This window comes from Extibacter muris (genome assembly GCF_004345005.1).
Classification (GTDB): Bacteria; Bacillota; Clostridia; order Lachnospirales; family Lachnospiraceae; genus Extibacter; species Extibacter muris.
In genome coordinates this window covers 91,440-107,225 of record NZ_SMMX01000006.1, presented here as the reverse complement: position 1 = coordinate 107,225, position 15,786 = coordinate 91,440, and the positions used below count along the sequence as shown (strand labels likewise).

The 15,786-nt window shown below is 44.6% G+C and carries 29 protein-coding genes; all 29 read left to right on the top strand.

The window, feature by feature from the left end:
• The first annotated feature begins 146 nt into the window (after positions 1-146).
• The 29 genes from rplB (at position 147) to E1963_RS08820 (ending at position 15,664) form a co-directional block, all read left to right on the top strand.
• Positions 147-989 (top strand): 50S ribosomal protein L2, encoded by an 843-nt coding sequence (rplB, locus tag E1963_RS08960; protein WP_066572536.1) that lies wholly within the window; start codon positions 147-149, stop codon positions 987-989.
• A 26-nt stretch (positions 990-1,015) separates the two neighbouring features.
• Positions 1,016-1,297, top strand: coding sequence for a 30S ribosomal protein S19 (gene rpsS / locus E1963_RS08955; protein WP_066572538.1), 282 nt, complete (start codon positions 1,016-1,018; stop codon positions 1,295-1,297).
• A gap of 30 nt (positions 1,298-1,327) precedes the next feature.
• On the top strand, positions 1,328-1,714 hold the full coding sequence (rplV, locus tag E1963_RS08950; RefSeq protein WP_004607294.1) for a 50S ribosomal protein L22: 387 nt from the start codon (positions 1,328-1,330) through the stop codon (positions 1,712-1,714).
• 11 nt (positions 1,715-1,725) lie between these two features.
• The gene (rpsC, locus tag E1963_RS08945) at positions 1,726-2,382 is read left to right on the top strand and encodes a 30S ribosomal protein S3 (protein ID WP_066572540.1); all 657 of its coding nucleotides are present in this window, start codon (positions 1,726-1,728) and stop codon (positions 2,380-2,382) included.
• Positions 2,382-2,819, top strand: a complete 438-nt coding sequence (gene rplP, locus E1963_RS08940) for a 50S ribosomal protein L16 (RefSeq protein ID WP_006445002.1) — start codon at positions 2,382-2,384, stop codon at positions 2,817-2,819. Before rpsC ends, rplP begins: the two co-directional genes overlap by 1 nt.
• A complete protein-coding gene (gene rpmC / locus E1963_RS08935; protein ID WP_006445003.1) occupies positions 2,809-3,018 on the top strand; it encodes a 50S ribosomal protein L29 in 210 nt (69 codons plus the stop codon). The genes rplP and rpmC overlap by 11 nt, the downstream gene beginning before the upstream one ends.
• A 20-nt stretch (positions 3,019-3,038) precedes the next feature.
• Positions 3,039-3,293 carry a 30S ribosomal protein S17 gene (gene rpsQ / locus E1963_RS08930; protein WP_006445004.1) on the top strand — a complete coding sequence of 85 codons (255 nt, stop codon included), beginning with the start codon at positions 3,039-3,041 and terminating at the stop codon, positions 3,291-3,293.
• 19 nt (positions 3,294-3,312) lie between these two features.
• Positions 3,313-3,681 (top strand): 50S ribosomal protein L14, encoded by a 369-nt coding sequence (rplN, locus tag E1963_RS08925; protein ID WP_066572543.1) that lies wholly within the window; start codon positions 3,313-3,315, stop codon positions 3,679-3,681.
• A 15-nt stretch (positions 3,682-3,696) separates the two neighbouring features.
• Positions 3,697-4,008: a 50S ribosomal protein L24 gene (gene rplX / locus E1963_RS08920; RefSeq protein ID WP_132277254.1), complete on the top strand. Its 312-nt coding sequence runs from the start codon at positions 3,697-3,699 to the stop codon at positions 4,006-4,008.
• A 23-nt stretch (positions 4,009-4,031) separates the two neighbouring features.
• Positions 4,032-4,571, top strand: a complete 540-nt coding sequence (gene rplE, locus E1963_RS08915; RefSeq protein WP_132277252.1) for a 50S ribosomal protein L5 — start codon at positions 4,032-4,034, stop codon at positions 4,569-4,571.
• An 11-nt stretch (positions 4,572-4,582) separates the two neighbouring features.
• Positions 4,583-4,768, top strand: a complete 186-nt coding sequence (locus tag E1963_RS08910; RefSeq protein ID WP_132277250.1) for a type Z 30S ribosomal protein S14 — start codon at positions 4,583-4,585, stop codon at positions 4,766-4,768.
• Between the two features lie 20 nt (positions 4,769-4,788).
• Entirely contained in the window at positions 4,789-5,190 is a 402-nt protein-coding gene (gene rpsH / locus E1963_RS08905; RefSeq protein WP_132277248.1) for a 30S ribosomal protein S8, read from the top strand.
• A gap of 175 nt (positions 5,191-5,365) precedes the next feature.
• Positions 5,366-5,908 (top strand): 50S ribosomal protein L6, encoded by a 543-nt coding sequence (gene rplF, locus E1963_RS08900; protein ID WP_132277246.1) that lies wholly within the window; start codon positions 5,366-5,368, stop codon positions 5,906-5,908.
• Between the two features lie 17 nt (positions 5,909-5,925).
• On the top strand, positions 5,926-6,294 hold the full coding sequence (gene rplR / locus E1963_RS08895) for a 50S ribosomal protein L18 (protein WP_066572558.1): 369 nt from the start codon (positions 5,926-5,928) through the stop codon (positions 6,292-6,294).
• Between the two features lie 14 nt (positions 6,295-6,308).
• Complete coding sequence (gene rpsE / locus E1963_RS08890; RefSeq protein ID WP_006445011.1) at positions 6,309-6,818, top strand: 30S ribosomal protein S5; 510 nt, start codon at positions 6,309-6,311, stop codon at positions 6,816-6,818.
• 14 nt (positions 6,819-6,832) lie between these two features.
• Positions 6,833-7,012, top strand: coding sequence for a 50S ribosomal protein L30 (gene rpmD, locus E1963_RS08885; protein ID WP_049729980.1), 180 nt, complete (start codon positions 6,833-6,835; stop codon positions 7,010-7,012).
• Positions 7,013-7,039: 27 nt separating this feature from the next.
• Positions 7,040-7,480, top strand: coding sequence for a 50S ribosomal protein L15 (rplO, locus tag E1963_RS08880; protein ID WP_132277244.1), 441 nt, complete (start codon positions 7,040-7,042; stop codon positions 7,478-7,480).
• The gene (gene secY, locus E1963_RS08875; protein ID WP_132277242.1) at positions 7,480-8,796 is read left to right on the top strand and encodes a preprotein translocase subunit SecY; all 1,317 of its coding nucleotides are present in this window, start codon (positions 7,480-7,482) and stop codon (positions 8,794-8,796) included. Before rplO ends, secY begins: the two co-directional genes overlap by 1 nt.
• 64 nt (positions 8,797-8,860) lie before the next feature.
• Complete coding sequence (locus E1963_RS08870; protein WP_132277240.1) at positions 8,861-9,505, top strand: adenylate kinase; 645 nt, start codon at positions 8,861-8,863, stop codon at positions 9,503-9,505.
• Between the two features lie 3 nt (positions 9,506-9,508).
• Entirely contained in the window at positions 9,509-10,264 is a 756-nt protein-coding gene (gene map, locus E1963_RS08865; RefSeq protein ID WP_132277238.1) for a type I methionyl aminopeptidase, read from the top strand.
• A 23-nt stretch (positions 10,265-10,287) separates the two neighbouring features.
• Positions 10,288-10,551 carry a KOW domain-containing RNA-binding protein gene (locus tag E1963_RS08860; RefSeq protein ID WP_132277236.1) on the top strand — a complete coding sequence of 88 codons (264 nt, stop codon included), beginning with the start codon at positions 10,288-10,290 and terminating at the stop codon, positions 10,549-10,551.
• A gap of 1 nt (position 10,552) precedes the next feature.
• Positions 10,553-10,771: a translation initiation factor IF-1 gene (gene infA / locus E1963_RS08855; RefSeq protein ID WP_006445018.1), complete on the top strand. Its 219-nt coding sequence runs from the start codon at positions 10,553-10,555 to the stop codon at positions 10,769-10,771.
• A 122-nt stretch (positions 10,772-10,893) separates the two neighbouring features.
• Complete coding sequence (rpmJ, locus tag E1963_RS08850) at positions 10,894-11,007, top strand: 50S ribosomal protein L36 (RefSeq protein WP_005339020.1); 114 nt, start codon at positions 10,894-10,896, stop codon at positions 11,005-11,007.
• A gap of 518 nt (positions 11,008-11,525) precedes the next feature.
• Complete coding sequence (gene rpsM, locus E1963_RS08845; RefSeq protein WP_066572577.1) at positions 11,526-11,894, top strand: 30S ribosomal protein S13; 369 nt, start codon at positions 11,526-11,528, stop codon at positions 11,892-11,894.
• A 45-nt stretch (positions 11,895-11,939) separates the two neighbouring features.
• Entirely contained in the window at positions 11,940-12,335 is a 396-nt protein-coding gene (gene rpsK / locus E1963_RS08840) for a 30S ribosomal protein S11 (RefSeq protein WP_049729986.1), read from the top strand.
• A gap of 89 nt (positions 12,336-12,424) precedes the next feature.
• Positions 12,425-13,018: a 30S ribosomal protein S4 gene (rpsD, locus tag E1963_RS08835; protein ID WP_132277234.1), complete on the top strand. Its 594-nt coding sequence runs from the start codon at positions 12,425-12,427 to the stop codon at positions 13,016-13,018.
• 30 nt (positions 13,019-13,048) lie between these two features.
• Positions 13,049-14,008, top strand: a complete 960-nt coding sequence (locus tag E1963_RS08830) for a DNA-directed RNA polymerase subunit alpha (RefSeq protein WP_132277232.1) — start codon at positions 13,049-13,051, stop codon at positions 14,006-14,008.
• Positions 14,009-14,104: 96 nt separating this feature from the next.
• On the top strand, positions 14,105-14,641 hold the full coding sequence (locus tag E1963_RS08825; protein ID WP_132277230.1) for a bL17 family ribosomal protein: 537 nt from the start codon (positions 14,105-14,107) through the stop codon (positions 14,639-14,641).
• Between the two features lie 228 nt (positions 14,642-14,869).
• On the top strand, positions 14,870-15,664 hold the full coding sequence (locus E1963_RS08820; protein WP_243117649.1) for a hypothetical protein: 795 nt from the start codon (positions 14,870-14,872) through the stop codon (positions 15,662-15,664).
• Positions 15,665-15,786 lie beyond the last annotated feature (122 nt).

Sequence of the window (15,786 nt, the reverse complement as noted above, 5' to 3'; positions counted from 1 at the left end):
AGGTAACACCACAGCCGCTAAGTTCGAAAGAACCTCGCTAAGTGGACCGGGTGTATTTTCACGCTAAACTCGAATACACCTAGTTAAATGTTCATTATACGGATAGCAACCGTGACATTAAACAAGTATTGAAAGGAGAAGTAATCATGGGAATCAAAACATATAACCCATATACGCCTTCCAGAAGACAGATGACTGGGTCTGATTTCGCGGAAATCACGAAGACAACTCCAGAGAAATCTCTGTTAGCTCCAAAGAGCAGACAGGCAGGACGTAATAATCAAGGTAAGATAACAGTTAGACATCGCGGAGGCGGAGCTAAGAAAAAATATAGAATCATCGACTTCAAGAGAAAGAAAGACGGTATTCCGGCCACTGTAGTAGGAATCGAGTACGATCCGAACAGGACAGCCAACATCGCACTGATCTGCTACGCGGACGGCGAGAAAGCCTACATCCTTGCACCGGAAGGGTTAAAAGCGGGCATGAAGGTCATGAACGGTCCTGAAGCAGAGGTGAAAGCCGGCAACTGCCTTCCTCTTTCTGAGATTCCGGTAGGTACACAGATCCACAACGTGGAGATGTATCCGGGAAAAGGCGGACAGCTCGTTCGTTCCGCAGGCAACAGCGCACAGCTGATGGCCAAAGAAGGAAAATATGCAACTCTGAGACTTCCGTCAGGCGAGATGAGAATGGTCCCGATCATCTGCAGAGCATCTGTAGGCGTCGTAGGAAACGGAGACCACAACCTGATCAATATCGGTAAAGCAGGACGTAAGCGTCATATGGGCTTCAGACCTACCGTACGTGGTTCTGTCATGAACCCGAATGACCATCCGCACGGTGGTGGTGAAGGTAAGACGGGAATCGGACGTCCGGGTCCATGTACACCTTGGGGCAAGCCAGCGCTTGGTCTTAAGACGAGAAAGAAAAACAAAGCTTCTAACAAGATGATTGTAAGAAGAAGAGATGGTAAAGCGATTAAATAATTCAGTTTTCAAGGAGGTTAGAACTTATGTCACGTTCTATTAAAAAAGGACCATTCGCAGACGCAAGCCTGCTCAAGAAGGTTGACGCAATGAACGCAGCCGGAGATAAGTCTGTCATCAAGACTTGGTCCCGCCGCTCTACAATCTTCCCAAGCATGGTTGGACATACAATAGCCGTTCATGACGGAAGAAAACATGTACCTGTATATGTGACAGAGGATATGGTCGGACACAAGCTCGGTGAGTTTGTTGCGACAAGGACATACAGAGGACATGGAAAAGACGAAAAGAAATCTAAAGTAAGATAGTAACCATATATTCGAAAGGAGGGTTCATCCATGGCAAAAGGACACAGATCCCAAATCAAGAGAGAGAGAAATGCTAACAAAGACACAAGACCTTCTGCAAAGTTATCTTATGCAAGAGTTTCTGTCCAGAAAGCATGTTTCGTATTAGATGCCATCAGAGGCAAGGATGTAACGACAGCACTTGGTATTTTAACATACAATCCAAGATATGCTTCCAGCTTAATAAAGAAATTATTAGAATCTGCAATCGCTAATGCTGAGAACAACAACGGCATGAACGCTGAGAACCTTTACATTGCAGAAGCTTATGCAAACAAAGGACCAACAATGAAGAGAATCAGACCTAGAGCGCAGGGAAGGGCTTACAGAATCGAGAAACGAATGAGCCACATCACACTTGTGCTTGATGAAAGATAAGGAGGGCAGACATGGGACAGAAAGTTAATCCTCATGGTTTAAGAGTCGGCATTATTAAAGATTGGGATTCTAAGTGGTATGCAGAAAAAGAGTTCGCCGATTACCTTGTGGAAGACCATGAAATCAGAACGTATCTTAAGAAAAGATTATACAGCGCAGGTATCTCCGATATTGAAATCGAGAGAGCATCCGACCGTGTGAAGATTATCATCTATACAGCTAAGCCAGGTGTCGTAATCGGTAAAGGCGGATCTGAGATTGAGAAAGTGAAAGGCGAGCTTAGGCAGTTCACGGATAAGAAATTAGTTGTAGATATCAAAGAAATCAAGAGACCGGACAAAGATGCTCAGCTCGTAGCTGAGAACATTGCGCAGCAGCTGGAGAACCGTATATCTTTCAGACGTGCAATGAAATCCTGCATGTCCAGAACTATGAAATCAGGAGCGCTCGGTGTTAAGACTTCCGTATCAGGAAGGCTCGGCGGAGCAGATATGGCCCGTACAGAGTTCTACAGCGAGGGTACGATTCCTCTTCAGACACTGAGAGCAGACATTGACTACGGATTCGCTGAGGCTAACACTACCTACGGCAAAGTTGGTGTGAAGGTATGGATTTACAAAGGCGAAGTTCTTCCGGAAAAAGCAGCAAAGGAAGGGAGCGATAAATAATGTTAATGCCAAAAAGAGTTAAACGTCGTAAACAATTCCGTGGTTCCATGAAAGGGAAAGCGCTTCGTGGAAACAAGATTACAAACGGTGAATATGGTATCGTTGCTATGGAGCCTTGCTGGATTCGTTCCAACCAGATAGAGGCGGCCCGTATCGCTATGACACGTTATATCAAGCGTGGCGGTAAAGTATGGATTAAAATATTCCCTGATAAACCTGTAACTACGAAACCAGCTGAAACACGTATGGGTTCTGGTAAAGGAACCTTAGAGTACTGGGTAGCAGTTGTCAAGCCAGGCCGCGTCATGTTTGAAATCGCGGGCGTATCCGAAGAAGTTGCAAGGGAAGCGCTTCGTCTGGCGACCCACAAGCTGCCATGTAAATGTAAAGTAGTTTCTCGCGCAGACTTAGAAGGCGGTGATAACAGTGAAAATTAATGCATTTGTAGAAGATTTAAAAACAAAATCAGCTGCAGAGCTGAATGAAGAATTAGTAGCTGCTAAGAAGGAACTTTTTAACTTAAGATTCCAGAACGCAACAAACCAGTTAGACAATACAAGCAGAATTAAAGAAGTAAGAAGAAACATTGCCAGAATTCAGACAGTAATTACTGAGAAGGCAAATGCTGCGGAATAATCCGGAAAGGAGCATAAACTGTGGAAAGAAATCTTAGAAAAACCCGCGTGGGCAAGGTTGTCAGCAATAAAATGGATAAGACCATAGTAGTTGCAGTAGAAGATCATGTAAAACATCCGCTTTACAAGAAGATCGTAAAGAGAACATACAAGCTGAAAGCACATGATGAAGCAAATGAATGCAACATTGGCGACAAAGTAAAAGTTATGGAAACAAGACCTCTGTCTAAAGACAAGAGATGGAGACTTGTAGAAGTTATGGAAAAAGTTAAATAGTATAAGGAGGGAAACCTGCATGATACAGCAAGAAAGCAGACTTAAAGTAGCAGACAATACAGGTGCCAAAGAGTTACTGTGCATCCGTGTGCTTGGCGGCTCGACAAGAAGATATGCAAGCATCGGCGACATAATCGTTGCGACTGTTAAAGATGCAACACCAGGCGGCGTTGTTAAAAAAGGCGATGTAGTAAAAGCTGTAGTTGTTCGTACTGTAAAAAGTACTCGCCGCAAGGACGGTTCTTATATCCGTTTTGACGAAAATGCTGCTGTTATTATAAAAGATGACAAGACACCAAGAGGAACCCGTATCTTCGGGCCAGTAGCAAGAGAGCTCCGTGAGAAGCAGTTCATGAGAATTGTATCCCTGGCTCCGGAAGTACTATAAGGAGGTGCGCGTAAGATGTCAATGTTAAAAATTAAAAAAGGCGACACGGTAAAGGTGATTGCCGGTAAAGATAAAGACAAAGAAGGCAAAGTAGTAGCCGTTAACCAGAAAGACGGTAAGGTCGTCGTTGAAGGAGTCAACATGCTGACAAAGCACACGAAACCCAGTGCTTCTAATCAGAATGGCGGCATCGTCCATCAGGAAGGACCTATCGATGTTTCTAATGTAATGTATGTCCACAAGGGTCAGGCCACTAGGGTCGGATTCAAGATGGAAGGCGATAAGAAAGTACGTTACGCGAAATCAACAGGCGAAGTGATTGATTAATTTGAGGAAGGAGGTCCATGGCTTTGAGTAGACTGAAAGAACATTACCAGAACGAAATCATCGAAGCGATGAATAAAAAGTTCGGTTATAAAAATATTATGGAAGTGCCAAAACTTGAAAAAGTTGTTATAAACATGGGTGTTGGCGAGGCAAAAGACAATGCGAAGATCTTGGAGTCGGCAGTAGCTGACCTGGAGAAGATTACAGGACAGAAAGCAGTTATCTGTAAAGCGAAGAAATCTGTAGCGAACTTCAAGTTAAGAGAAGGAATGCCAATCGGATGTAAAGTTACTTTAAGAGGAGAAAAGATGTATGAATTTGTTGACCGTCTGATCAACCTTGCATTACCTCGTGTACGTGACTTCAGAGGGGTCAACCCGAATGCGTTTGACGGCAGAGGGAACTATGCCCTTGGCATCAAGGAGCAGCTCATCTTCCCTGAGATTGAGTACGATAAGATAGATAAGGTGAGAGGGATGGATATCATCTTTGTTACAACTGCAAGGACAGACGAAGAGGCGCGTGAATTGTTAACACAGTTCAACATGCCATTTACAAAATAAGGAGGTAAATTATGGCTAAGAGAGCAATGAAAGTAAAACAGCAGCGTAAGCAGAAGTTCTCCACAAGAGAATACAATCGTTGCAGAATCTGCGGACGTCCGCACGCATATTTAAGAAAATATGGAATCTGCCGTGTTTGCTTCCGCGAGTTGGCATATAAAGGACAGATTCCAGGCGTTAAGAAAGCAAGCTGGTAAGAGGAAGGAGGACAATTCACATGACTATGAGTGATCCAATCGCAGATATGCTTACGAGAATCCGTAATGCGAATACTGCTAAACATGATACAGTAGATGTACCTGCATCGAAGATGAAGACTGCAATTGCTAACATCTTGTTAGATGAGGGATATATCCAGAAATATGACATCGTAGAAGACGGCGTGTTCAAGACAATCCACATCACATTAAAATACGGTGCAGACAAGAATGAGAAAGTTATCACAGGACTTAAGAGAATCTCTAAACCAGGTCTTCGTGTGTACGCTAACAGCACCGAGCTTCCTAAAGTATTAGGCGGACTCGGAACAGCGATCATTTCGACAAACCAGGGCGTCATCACAGATAAAGAAGCAAGAAAGCTCGGCGTAGGCGGAGAAGTATTGGCTTTCATCTGGTAGCATGCAATGGGTGAAAGAGGTAACACCACAGCCACTAGGTCCGAAAGAACCTCACCAAGTGGACCGGGTGTGCTTTCGCACTAGGTTCGAGAGAACCTCACCAAGTGCTCAATGCAACTGAAAACAGAGCGGGCAAAGCTCCCGTTCCGAGAATTTAAGTTAAGGAGGAAAAGGTATGTCACGTATAGGAAGACTGCCAATTGCAGTTCCGACAGGTGTAACTGTTGAGATTGCAGAGAATAATAAAGTGACTGTTAAAGGTCCGAAGGGAACCCTTGAAAAAGAGCTTCCTGTAGAGATGGAAATCAAGCAGGAAGGCGATACAATCGTTGTTACAAGACCGAATGACTTGAAGAAGATGAAATCTTTACATGGTCTTACAAGAACACTCGTCAACAACATGGTTGTAGGTGTAACGGACGGATACCAGAAGGTTCTGGAAGTGAACGGTGTTGGATACAGGGCGGCAAAATCAGGAAACAAGCTGACATTGAATCTTGGATACTCCCATCCGGTAGAAATGACGGATCCGGAAGGTGTTGAGACGGTCATGGAAGGCCAGAACAAGATTATCGTCAAAGGTATCGACAAAGAAAAAGTAGGCCAATACGCAGCTGAAATCAGAGACAAGAGAAGACCGGAGCCATACAAGGGCAAAGGTATCAAGTATGCTGATGAAGTTATCAGACGTAAAGTTGGTAAGACTGGTAAGAAATAAATAAGGAGAGTGTGAAAATGGTTAGCAAAAAGTCAAGAAGCAAAGTTCGTGTTAATAAACACAGAAAATTACGTAACCGTTTCAGCGGTACGTCTGAATGCCCGCGTTTAGCCGTATTCAGAAGCAATAATCATATGTATGCACAGATTATTGACGATACGGTTGGCAACACTCTGGTTGCAGCTTCCACTCTTCAGAAAGATGTGAAAGCAAACCTGGAAAAAACCAACGACGTTGCAGCGGCAGCATATTTAGGTAAAGTGATTGCGGAAAAAGCGATCGAAAAAGGTATTAAAGATGTTGTCTTTGACCGAGGCGGCTTTATATACCAGGGAAAAGTTCAGGCATTAGCAGACGCAGCTAGAGAAGCTGGGTTGAATTTCTAGAAGGAGGAGCACACATGAAACAAGTACGAATTGATGCTGGTCAATTAGAATTAAATGAAAAAGTGGTATCAATTAAACGTGTTACCAAGGTTGTTAAGGGTGGTCGTAACTTCAGATTCACAGCTCTAGTAGTTGTAGGCGACGGAAACGGCCATGTTGGTGCAGGTTTAGGAAAAGCTACTGAAATTCCTGAGGCAATCCGCAAAGGAAAAGAAGATGCAGCTAAAAATCTTATTACTGTAGCATTAGATGAAAACGATAGTATTACACATGATTTTATCGGTAAATTCGGAGGAGCTTCCGTATTGCTTAAGAAGGCTCCGGACGGTACCGGAGTTATCGCCGGCGGACCGGCGCGTGCTGTAATCGAGATGGCGGGAATCAAGAACATCCGTACAAAATCTCTTGGTTCCAACAACAAGCAGAACGTAGTTCTTGCTACGATCGACGGATTACGCCAGTTGAAGACTCCGGAAGAAGTAGCTAAGCTTCGCGGTAAATCTGTAGAAGAGATCTTAGGCTAAGGAGGTAGATCATAATGGCAAATTTAAAAGTCACATTAGTTAAATCTACAATTGGTGCTGTACCAAAGCATAAGAAGACTGTTGAAGCTTTAGGACTTAAGAAGTTGAACAAGACAGTTGAACTGCCGGACAACGCAGCAACAAGAGGTATGATCAAACAGGTTTGTCACCTGGTAAAAGTTGAAGAAGCATAAAATAACAATCAGATAGGAGGTGTCATAATGGACTTATCAAACTTAAGACCTGCTGACGGCGCAAAACAGAGTGATAATTTCAGAAGAGGACGTGGACACGGCTCTGGAAATGGTAAGACGGCCGGCAAGGGACATAAAGGCCAGAAAGCTCGTTCAGGAGCTACAAGACCTGGTTTTGAAGGTGGCCAGATGCCGTTATATAGAAGGATACCAAAGAGAGGCTTCACGAACAGAAACTCTAAAGATATCGTTGGTATCAATGTAAGCGCTCTTGAAGTGTTCGATAACGATTCGGTTGTTTCAGTTGAGACATTGCTGGAGCAGGGAATCGTCAAGAACCCGAAAGACGGCGTCAAGATCCTTGGCAACGGGGAGCTGACGAAGAAGCTTACAGTACAGGCAAATGCGTTCAGTGCAGGCGCTGCTGCTAAGATTGAGGCTTTAGGTGGAAAAGCAGAGGTGATCTAATGTTAGAAACTTTCCGAAAGGCATTTCAAATAAAGGATATTCGCAAAAAAATCGGATATACATTTTTGATGTTAATCGTGATAAGAATCGGATCTGAACTGCCAACACCTGGTGTGGATCCAAGCTACATCAAAGATTTCTTTGCACAGAATACGGGGGAAGCGTTTAACTTGTTTAACGCTTTCACCGGTGGATCCTTTGAGCAGATGTCTGTGTTCGCTCTAAGTATTACACCATACATTACTTCTTCCATCATAATGCAGCTCCTTACGATAGCGATTCCGAAGCTGGAGGAAATGCAGAAAGAAGGAGAGGACGGAAGAAAGAAGATTGTAGCGATTACACGTTACCTCACGGTTGCCCTTGCCCTCGTAGAATCTACGGCGATGGCGGTAGGTTTTGGACGGAGAGGACTGCTTGTCGAGTACAACTTTGTAAATGCCGCAATCGTAGTTCTGACACTGACTGCCGGAAGTGCGTTCCTGATGTGGATTGGTGAAAGGATTACAGAAAAAGGAGTCGGAAATGGTATCTCTATCGTACTTGTGATAAATATCATTTCACGTATTCCAAACGACATGACAACGCTGTTTGAACAGTTCGTTAAAGGAAAAAGCCTAGCCTCTGGAGGGCTGGCCGTCGTCATCATCCTGGCAATCATCATAGCTCTCGTCGTATTTGTCATTGTACTTCAGGACGGTGAGAGAAGAATTGCGGTCCAGTACTCACAGAAGGTGGTAGGAAGAAAAACGTTCGGTGGACAGTCCACGCACATTCCGCTGAAGATAAATACCGCGGGCGTCATCCCGATTATATTCGCATCTTCGCTGATGCAGTTTCCGATCGTAATCGCATCTTTTCTCGGAAAGGACGGCGGGACGGGGATCGGCAGCGAGATTCTGCGGGGAATGAATCAGGGGAACTGGTGTAACCCGGAGAACCTGAAGTATTCCTGGGGATTGCTCATATATATCATCCTCACCGTGTTTTTTGCCTATTTCTACACATCGATTACATTCAATCCTTTGGAGATAGCAAACAACATGAAGAAGAGCGGAGGATTTATACCGGGTATCCGCCCTGGAAAACCGACAGTTGAATATTTGACAAGAATATTGAATTATATTATTTTTGTCGGAGCATGCGGCCTTGTACTTATACAGATCGTTCCAATATTCTTTAACGGCTGGCTTGGGGCGAAAGTATCGTTCGGCGGTACGTCGCTTATCATCATCGTCAGTGTTGTGTTGGAGACTCTGAAGCAGATAGAATCACAGATGCTTGTACGTAATTACAAGGGATTTTTAAATAATTAACACCATTTTGAACTCGCAGAATTTTTTTCTGCGGGTTAAAATGCTATAAGGAGGAACACATATTATGAAAATTATTATGTTAGGCGCGCCGGGAGCGGGCAAAGGTACTCAGGCAAAGAAAATTGCCGCGAAATTCAGTATTCCTCACATTTCAACTGGTGATATCTTCAGAGCGAATATTAAGAATGGTACAGAGCTCGGCAAAAAAGCCAAGACGTATATGGATCAGGGGCTGCTTGTGCCGGACGAACTGGTAGTGGACCTGGTCGTAGACCGTGTGAACCAGGATGACTGCCGCGACGGCTATGTGCTTGACGGCTTTCCGAGGACGATACCACAGGCAGAGGCTTTGGATAAAGCGCTCTCAAAGCTCGGGCAGAAGGTGGACTTTGCCATAGATGTAGATGTGCCGGACGAGAATATCGTACGCCGTATGGGTGGGCGCCGTGCCTGCGTGACATGTGGAGCCACATATCATCTGGAGTATGCGCCGACGAAGAAGGACGGCATCTGCGACACGTGCGGGGGCGGCCTGATCCTCCGTGATGATGACAAGCCGGAAACTGTGGAGAAGCGTCTTGGCGTATACCATGAACAGACACAGCCGCTGATTGACTACTATACAGATACCGGCATATTAAAGACGGTTGACGGGACTGTGGATATCGAAGACGTCTTCCGGACAATTGTGGAAATCTTAGGAGCGTAGGTTATGCCAATCAGTATAAAATCGGGCAGGGAAATTGAATTGATGACAGAAGCCGGACGGATTCTGGAAATCGTCCACGATGAACTTGCCAAAGCGTTACATCCAGGTATGAGTACCAAGGACATAGACGTACTCGGGGAGGAAGTGATAAGGAGCTATGGCTGTATCCCTTCCTTCCTCGACTACAACGGCTATCCCGCATCTATCTGCGTATCCGTCAATGAAGAAGTCGTGCACGGCATACCAGATAAGCACCGCATTCTAAAGGAGGGCGATATCGTCAGCCTCGACGCGGGGGTCATATATAAGGGATATCACTCCGATGCCGCGAGGACGCACGGAATCGGAGAAATAAGCAGAGAAGCCGCGAAACTGGAAGAAGTTACTAGGGAAAGCTTCTTTGAAGGTATAAAATACGCAAAAGAAGGCAATTATCTATTTGAAATTTCGGCAGCTATTGGCAGATATGCAGAAAGCTTCGGTTATGGGGTAGTACGTGACCTGTGCGGCCACGGAATCGGAACGGATCTGCATGAAGCACCGGAGATACCGAATTATGAGATGAACAGAAAAGGCGTGAAGCTCAAAGCAGGAATGACACTTGCGATAGAACCGATGATCAATGCCGGTACCTGGGAAGTAGACTGGCTTGACGACGACTGGACCGTGGTCACGAGGGATGGCGCTTTATCTGCCCATTACGAAAATACGGTATTGATAACAGACGATGAACCGAAACTTTTGACCTTATCGAAATGATTTAAGTAAAGAGGACATCAGATATGGAAGAAGTAAAGACAGGAATGCTAGCAAAATCAAAGGCGGGTCATGATAAGGGTCAGGTTTATGTTATAATGGACACCGATGATGCATATGTATATTTAGCAGACGGCAGGATTAGAACTCTCGAAAGGCTGAAAAAGAAGAAAAAAAAGCATATACAGCCTATCAAGAGGGAGTTCGATGTGACAGCAGCAGATGATGCAGCTATAAAACAGATACTTAAAAATTTTAATAAGGATAGAGAGAATCAGGAGGATTTATAATATGTCAAAAGCTGACGTAATTGAGATTGAAGGAAAAGTAGTGGAGAAACTGCCTAATGCCATGTTTCAGGTAGAGCTTGAGAACGGGCACCAGGTGCTCGCTCATATCAGCGGAAAGCTGCGTATGAACTTTATAAAGATACTGCCCGGAGACAAAGTGACATTGGAATTATCCCCGTACGACCTCTCAAAAGGAAGGATTATCTGGAGGGATAAATAATATTCAAATATCTATTGACTTTGTTTGACGGCAGGTGCTATAATATATAAGCGTGTTTCTGGGCAAAAGCTGGAAACGCGCCGAAAACGTAGGCAGAGCAATGGATGAAAGGAGGATTTGACGTGAAGGTTAGATCATCAGTAAAACCAATTTGCGAAAAATGCAAAGTAATTAAGAGAAAAGGAAGCGTTCGCATAATCTGCGAGAATCCAAAGCATAAGCAAAGACAAGGCTAGGTACTGAGCACTTAGTGAAAGCGAAGCTTGAACTTAGTGGGAAGACCGTTCCCAAGCCTTAGCGAGGTGTTTTCGAGCTTAGGCGCACGGAACTTTCTATCCATGTCATCAGATTATGCACACAAAATAGGCGGCTGATAGTAGACACGCCAGGTGGTGTGTAGACTATTTAAAATATACAAGGACGCACCATTAGCCGGTGAATATCCTCGTATATTGCTTATAATACCGGCCTGTCATCACGGAGACATCCGGTGGCCGGAAAGGGCGTGCATACCGACACGCCTGGGAGCAGCCAAAGCTCCCCAGTTAGAGACGATATGCAACTAAATGAGACGTGCACAGATTTCACAATCGGCTTTTGCAGGCTTGCCTGCATAAAGACAAATTGGGAAAGATGTATAGGGCGAAAGCCCGCATCGAGATGCAGCGAAGCGGAATCGAGATGGCACGGCGGGGCAGGACAAAGCCAGCCGGCACGGCAGAATTCAATCAAAAAGAAAATGGAGGAAATTCACATGGCTCGTATAGCAGGTGTAGACTTACCAAGAGACAAACGTGTAGAAATCGGACTTACTTATATATATGGAATCGGAAGGACGAGTGCGACACGTATCCTTAGCGAGGCAGGAGTTAATCCTGACATTCGTTGCAGAGATCTTACAGACGAAGACGTTAAGAAGATCAGTGCTGTAATTGAAGAGACCCAGACGGTAGAAGGTGACCTTAGAAGAGAGATTGCCCTGAACATCAAAAGACTGCAGGAAATCGGATGCTACAGAGGTATCCGCCACAGAAAAGGACTTCCGGTCCGCGGACAGAAGACGAAGACTAACGCAAGAACGAGAAAAGGTCCTAAGAGAACAGTAGCGAATAAGAAGAAATAAGCAACACATTAATGAATAAAAAGGAAAGTGTAGGTTAGTTTTATTATGGCAAAAAAAGTTACAAAGAAAGTGACAAAGAAACGTGTCAAGAAAAACGTTGAACACGGACAAGCACACATCCAGTCATCATTTAACAATACGATTGTTACATTGACAGATGCTCAGGGTAATGCTCTTTCATGGGCAAGTGCAGGCGGTCTGGGATTTAGAGGTTCAAGGAAATCTACTCCTTATGCAGCTCAGATGGCAGCTGAGACAGCAGCTAAAGCGGCATTGGTACATGGCTTGAAATCAGTAGACGTAATGGTTAAGGGACCAGGTTCAGGGAGAGAAGCGGCAATCCGTGCACTTCAGGCATGCGGAATTGATGTTACAAGCATCAAGGATGTAACTCCGGTACCACACAATGGTTGCCGCCCACCGAAACGCAGAAGAGTCTAGTGAGCAGCCGCAGGACGGATGCTTACCTTAAGCAAGTAGTGAAGCGGATTGCTGATATCCGCTGTTATAAATAGGAGGAAATCGTAGATATGGCAGTAAACAGAGTTCCAGTTCTTAAAAGATGTCGTTCACTTGGTATGGACCCAATCTTTTTAGGAATTGATAAAAAATCCAATAGACAGTTAAAGAGGTCTAACAGAAAGATGAGCGAGTATGGTCTCCAGTTACGTGAGAAGCAGAAAGCGAAATTTATCTATGGCGTATTAGAGAAACCTTTCAGAAACTATTACAAGAAGGCAAAGCAGATGAACGGCATGACCGGTGAGAATCTGATGGTTCTTCTTGAATCAAGACTTGACAATGTCGTATTCCGTATGGGGTTTGCCAGAACAAGACGTGAGGCAAGACAGATTGTCGATCACAAGCATGTAATGGTAAATGGAAAACAGATTAACATCCCTTCTTACATTGTAAAAGCCGGTGATGTTGTTGAAATCAAAGAAAAACACAAAAGCTCTCCGAGATACAAAGGAATCCTGGAGGTTACAGGAGGACGTCTGGTTCCGGGCTGGTTAGAAGTAGAGGCTGAAAACCTGAAAGGAACTGTAAAGGAACTTCCTGCACGAGATGCAATCGACGTTCCTGTAGACGAGATGTTGATTGTCGAATTATATTCTAAATAATAACCCGTAACACCACAGGAGGTGGACTTAGTGTTTGATTTTAATAAACCGAATATTGAAATAACTGAGATTTCAGAAGATAAAAAGTATGGAAGATTTGTTGTGGAACCTCTGGAAAGAGGTTATGGTACAACATTGGGTAACTCTCTTCGCAGAATCATGCTTTCTTCTCTTCCGGGGTCAGCGATCAGCCAGGTGAAAATCGACGGCGTGCTGCACGAATTCAGTTCAATCCCGGGCGTGAAAGAAGATGTTACCGAAATCGTCATGAATTTGAAATCACTGGCTATCAAGAACACATCTGAGACAGATGAGCCGAAGACGGCCTATATCGAATTTGAAGGCGAAGGTGTTGTAACAGCGGCAGATATCCAGGTGGATCAGGATATTGAGATCATGAATCCTGAAACAGTTATTGCAACACTGAATGGCGGGGCAGACAGCAAATTATACATGGAGCTTACCATCACAAAAGGCAGGGGATATGTTAGTGCTGACAAGAATAAAAACGACGAGTTACCAATCGCAGTAATTCCGATTGATTCGATTTACACCCCGGTGGAACGTGTGAACCTCACTGTTGAGAATACACGTGTCGGCCAGATTACAGACTTTGACAAATTGACATTGGACGTATTTACCGACGGAACTTTGCTTCCGGACGAAGCAGTCAGCTTAGCGGCCAAGGTACTTAGCGAACACCTTAAACTTTTCATCGACCTTTCAGAAGTTGCCCAGGCGGCAGAGGTCATGATTGAAAAGGAAGACGACGAGAAGGAAAAAGTGCTCGAAATGAGCATTGATGAATTGGAGCTATCCGTACGTTCATACAACTGCCTGAAGAGGGCAGGAATCAATACCGTTGAAGAACTGACGAACAGGACACCGGAAGATATGATGAAAGTACGAAACCTAGGACGCAAGTCCCTGGAAGAAGTGTTGGCAAAGTTAGACGAACTTGGCCTATGCCTAAGCAGAGGTGAAGAGTAATCACGCTGCCAGTAAGACCAAAAGAGCATGGCAGGGCATTTGGCTAGTAAGTCCGAAGAAGCATAACCAGATGTTAGATAATGGAGGATTAGAAAGATGGCAAAATATAGAAAACTTGGCAGAACATCAAGCCAGAGAAAAGCATTAATCAGAAACCAGGTGACAGCATTGCTCAACCATGGCAAGATTGTTACAACAGAATCAAAAGCGAAGGAAATCCGCAAAGTGGCAGAAGGCCTAATCGCTATGGCTGTAAAGGAAAAGGATAACTTTGAAGAAGTAACTGTCAAAGCCAAAGTTGCCCGCAAGGACAAGGACGGCAAGAGAGTGAAAGAAGTAGTAGATGGAAAGAAAGTTACTGTTTACGACGAAGTTGAAAAGAAGATTAAGAAGGATATGCCAAGCAGGCTCCATGCAAGACGTGAGATGCTGAAGGTCCTGTATCCGGTGAAAGAAGTTCCGGCTGCACAGGCAGGTAGGAAGAAGAACACAAAAGAGGTCGATCTTGTCGCTAAGATGTTTGATGAGATTGCACCGAAATATGTTGGACGTAACGGCGGTTACACAAGAATCGTCAAGATTGGACAGCGTAAAGGTGATGCGGCTATGGAAGTTCTTCTTGAACTTGTATAGAATAGCTTAATAGAGGTATGAAACGGGGTCAGGCCCCTATGGAATATCCATAGGGGCCTGACCCCGTTTTCAATATCTTATTTCCACGATATCTTCAATTGAACATTCCAATATCAGGCACAATGTAGCGAATGACAGAAGATAGACAAAGTATTTTGGGACATATATCTTGGCTTCATGAATGCGCAAGCCTATAATGGAGCCAACATAATTGAATGCGGAGCGGGTATGAAAGATAATATTTCCAGAGAACAGTTTATAAAGGCTACATATGAGATTCTCTCGAAGGAAGGGATCCAGGCATTGAGCATCCGGCGTCTGGGAAAGATGATGGACTGTAATCCTGCCAACATCTACCGGTATTTTACGGGGCCGGACGTGGAGCAGACGCTCGAAATTATCGGGCGGACGCTGGATGCCCACGGGAGAAAAGAGTATGAGATGCCGGCTAAGATTGGAATCCACCCGTATGATGATGTGTTCTATCATGCAATGCCCGCATATGTGCCGGGACAGATGGCGTGCGGAGAGAAATGGATAGAGTGCTATCCGAGGAACCCGAAAGAATTTGGGCTTCCACAGACATCAGGGCTCATGATTCTCAATGAAATACTGACAGGGTTTCCGATGGTCATCATGGACGGGGCATGGCTCACGGCGATGCGTACTCCGGCTGTTACTTCAATTGCTGCTGCCGCCATTCACCCGGATGCTGAGACGTTCGGAATGTTTGGATGCGGCGTTCAGGGAATCGGCCATGTGAGGTATATCGTGCATAAGGTGAAGAACTTGAAGAAGATATACGTCTATGACGTGAGGCGGGAGTCTATGGAGCGGCTCATAGAACAGGTGAAGGACGAAGTGGACGGAATCGAGCTGATTATGGCTGTATCACCCCAGGAAGTAGCAGAAAGCTGTGATGTCATGAGTTCTGCAACCATCATCACAAGAGAGAATATGGCCGTCGTGAAGAAGGAATGGGTACATGCCGGACAGACGATCCTGCCGCGTTTTCATTTGTAATCGTCCTGCTTCTTTTTTTGCCGGTCAGGGTTCTATAAAATATTGTTAAAAAAATATCATAAAAGTATTGACAATTATTTAACGAGGTACTATACTAAGCCCTGAAGAAAGATAAACACTAT

Coding starts and splice junctions, on each gene's coding strand:
- rplB (WP_066572536.1), top strand. CDS start 147: ATGGGAATCAAAACATATAACCCATATACGCCTTCCAGAAGACAGATG.
- rpsS (WP_066572538.1), top strand. CDS start 1,016: ATGTCACGTTCTATTAAAAAAGGACCATTCGCAGACGCAAGCCTGCTC.
- rplV (WP_004607294.1), top strand. CDS start 1,328: ATGGCAAAAGGACACAGATCCCAAATCAAGAGAGAGAGAAATGCTAAC.
- rpsC (WP_066572540.1), top strand. CDS start 1,726: ATGGGACAGAAAGTTAATCCTCATGGTTTAAGAGTCGGCATTATTAAA.
- rplP (WP_006445002.1), top strand. CDS start 2,382: ATGTTAATGCCAAAAAGAGTTAAACGTCGTAAACAATTCCGTGGTTCC.
- rplN (WP_066572543.1), top strand. CDS start 3,313: ATGATACAGCAAGAAAGCAGACTTAAAGTAGCAGACAATACAGGTGCC.
- rplX (WP_132277254.1), top strand. CDS start 3,697: ATGTCAATGTTAAAAATTAAAAAAGGCGACACGGTAAAGGTGATTGCC.
- E1963_RS08910 (WP_132277250.1), top strand. CDS start 4,583: ATGGCTAAGAGAGCAATGAAAGTAAAACAGCAGCGTAAGCAGAAGTTC.
- rpsH (WP_132277248.1), top strand. CDS start 4,789: ATGACTATGAGTGATCCAATCGCAGATATGCTTACGAGAATCCGTAAT.
- rplF (WP_132277246.1), top strand. CDS start 5,366: ATGTCACGTATAGGAAGACTGCCAATTGCAGTTCCGACAGGTGTAACT.
- rplR (WP_066572558.1), top strand. CDS start 5,926: ATGGTTAGCAAAAAGTCAAGAAGCAAAGTTCGTGTTAATAAACACAGA.
- rpsE (WP_006445011.1), top strand. CDS start 6,309: ATGAAACAAGTACGAATTGATGCTGGTCAATTAGAATTAAATGAAAAA.
- rpmD (WP_049729980.1), top strand. CDS start 6,833: ATGGCAAATTTAAAAGTCACATTAGTTAAATCTACAATTGGTGCTGTA.
- rplO (WP_132277244.1), top strand. CDS start 7,040: ATGGACTTATCAAACTTAAGACCTGCTGACGGCGCAAAACAGAGTGAT.
- secY (WP_132277242.1), top strand. CDS start 7,480: ATGTTAGAAACTTTCCGAAAGGCATTTCAAATAAAGGATATTCGCAAA.
- E1963_RS08870 (WP_132277240.1), top strand. CDS start 8,861: ATGAAAATTATTATGTTAGGCGCGCCGGGAGCGGGCAAAGGTACTCAG.
- map (WP_132277238.1), top strand. CDS start 9,509: ATGCCAATCAGTATAAAATCGGGCAGGGAAATTGAATTGATGACAGAA.
- E1963_RS08860 (WP_132277236.1), top strand. CDS start 10,288: ATGGAAGAAGTAAAGACAGGAATGCTAGCAAAATCAAAGGCGGGTCAT.
- infA (WP_006445018.1), top strand. CDS start 10,553: ATGTCAAAAGCTGACGTAATTGAGATTGAAGGAAAAGTAGTGGAGAAA.
- rpsM (WP_066572577.1), top strand. CDS start 11,526: ATGGCTCGTATAGCAGGTGTAGACTTACCAAGAGACAAACGTGTAGAA.
- rpsK (WP_049729986.1), top strand. CDS start 11,940: ATGGCAAAAAAAGTTACAAAGAAAGTGACAAAGAAACGTGTCAAGAAA.
- rpsD (WP_132277234.1), top strand. CDS start 12,425: ATGGCAGTAAACAGAGTTCCAGTTCTTAAAAGATGTCGTTCACTTGGT.
- E1963_RS08825 (WP_132277230.1), top strand. CDS start 14,105: ATGGCAAAATATAGAAAACTTGGCAGAACATCAAGCCAGAGAAAAGCA.
- E1963_RS08820 (WP_243117649.1), top strand. CDS start 14,870: ATGAAAGATAATATTTCCAGAGAACAGTTTATAAAGGCTACATATGAG.